The sequence below is a fragment of the Nocardia sp. NPDC004711 genome (genome assembly GCF_053601595.1).
The window spans coordinates 1-1805 of the sequence record NZ_JBSGCB010000170.1; the positions used below are offsets into that span (position 1 = coordinate 1).

Annotated in this window: 2 protein-coding genes and 1 riboswitch; both genes read right to left on the reverse strand. The window is 66.0% G+C overall.

Translation table 11 applies throughout. From position 1 onward, the window contains the following. Positions 1–723: amino acid ABC transporter ATP-binding protein (locus tag ACWEKS_RS49200; RefSeq protein WP_452346585.1), on the reverse strand; the 723-nt coding region annotated here is incomplete at its 3' end. Next, a complete protein-coding gene (locus ACWEKS_RS49205; RefSeq protein ID WP_452346586.1) occupies positions 720–1616 on the reverse strand; it encodes an amino acid ABC transporter permease in 897 nt (298 codons plus the stop codon). The genes ACWEKS_RS49200 and ACWEKS_RS49205, both read right to left, overlap by 4 nt. Before the next feature lie 8 nt (positions 1617–1624). Next, a riboswitch (SAM riboswitch) is annotated at positions 1625–1717 on the reverse strand. Positions 1718–1805 lie beyond the last annotated feature (88 nt).

A 1805-nucleotide genomic window follows, 5' to 3' on the forward strand; every position in this document is an offset into this window, starting at 1 on the left:
CGGGTTGTCCAGCACCTGCGCGGGCGGACCCTGCTCGACGATGCGGCCGGCATCCATCAGCACCACGGTGTCGGCGACCTCGCGAGCGAAACCGACCTCGTGGGTGACGATCACCAGGGTCGAACCACCGCGCGCCAGATCCTCGAGGACATCGAGGACTTCACCGACCAGCTCGGGATCCAGCGCGGAGGTGGGCTCGTCGAACAGCACCACCTCCGGCCGCAGGGCGAGCGCCCTCGCGATGGCCACGCGCTGCTGCTGCCCACCCGATAACCGGCTCGGATACTCGTCCGCCTTGTCCGCCAGGCCGACCCGCGCCAGCAACTCCAGCGCCTCGGCGTTCACCTCGGCCTTCGAGCGGCGCTGCGCGGCCACGGGCGCGAGCGCCACATTCTCCCGAACCGTCAGGTGCGGAAAGAGATTGAAGTTCTGGAACACGAATCCGATGCGCGCCCGCTGCCGCAGGATCTCGCGTTCGTGCAGCTCGTGCAGCTTGCCAGCCTTGCGCCGGTAGCCGACCAGCTCGCCGCCGACCCGCACGGTGCCACCGTCCACCTGCTCGAGGTGGTTGATCGTGCGCAGCAGCGTCGACTTGCCCGAACCCGACGGGCCCAGGATCACCGTCACCTCGCCGGGGCGCACCGCCAAGTCGATGCCTCGGAGCACTTCAGTGCGGCCGAAGGACTTTCGGATGCCGCGCAATTCGATCGCGAACTCGGTCATCGCCGATCACCGGCCTTCGAACGACGGCCCTTCGAGAAGTGCCGTTCGATATAGAACTGAATGACGCTCAGCACGGTGGTCAGCAGGATGTACCAGACCGTGGCCACCATGAGCAGCGGCACCACCCGGCCATTGCGGCCGTAGATGACCTGCACCTGATAGAACAGCTCGGCAATCGCCATGGTCGACACGATCGAGGTGCCCTTGAAAAGGCTGATCACCTCGTTGGCGGCATTCGGCAGAATTCCGCGCATCGCCTGGGGCGCCACGATCGTGAAGAACTGCCGCCGCCAGGGCAGGCCCAGCGACCGGGCCGCCTCCCACTGGCCCTCGTCGACCGAGATGATCCCGGCCCGGATGATCTCCGCCGAATACGCGGCCTGATGCAGCGCCAAACCGATGACGGCCGCGCTGAATCCGCTGATCACGCCATTGGTCTGGAATCGCGCGAACTCCGGCCCGAACGGAACGCCCAACGACAGCGTCTTGTACAGGTAGGCCAGATTGAACCAGAACAGCAACTGCACGATCAGCGGGATCGACCGGAAGACCCAGACATAGGTCCACGAGATCGCCTGCAGCACCGGGTTCTTCGACAGCCGGCCCACGGCCAGCCAGACACCGAGAAAGAAGCCCAGCAGGGTGCCCCAGAAGGTCAGCTCCAGCGTCACCTTCAGCGCCGACAACACCGACTTCGCGGTGACATACTGCGCGAAGGTTCCCCAGTCCCAGCCCGGATTGGTGATCAGCCCGTGCGCGAACTGCGCGACCAGCACCAGCGCGATCGCCGCGGTGACCCAGCGCCACGGGTGGCGGGCGCGGACGATCGGCAGATCCCCGTCGCGGTGTTCGGCTTCGGGCTCCGTCTGCGTGGGCGCCGCCAGCGTACTCATGGATTCGTCCTCCATCGGTCCCGGCGGAAGCACCCGCACCACGTGCGCGGGGGTTGCTGCGATGTCTGCGAGCCGGGTCTCTCGATCGCTCTGGATGGTGTAGACGACACTACGAATTCCGACGGCCTATGTCGCCGGTCCCGATCAACGTGAATTCAATTGCATGACAGTCGTTTTCCGGAATTCCGG

Bases quoted from the DNA above. Each gene is read 5' to 3' on its own strand.
- ACWEKS_RS49205 (WP_452346586.1), bottom strand. From the start codon at position 1,616: ATGAGTACGCTGGCGGCGCCCACGCAGACGGAGCCCGAAGCCGAACAC.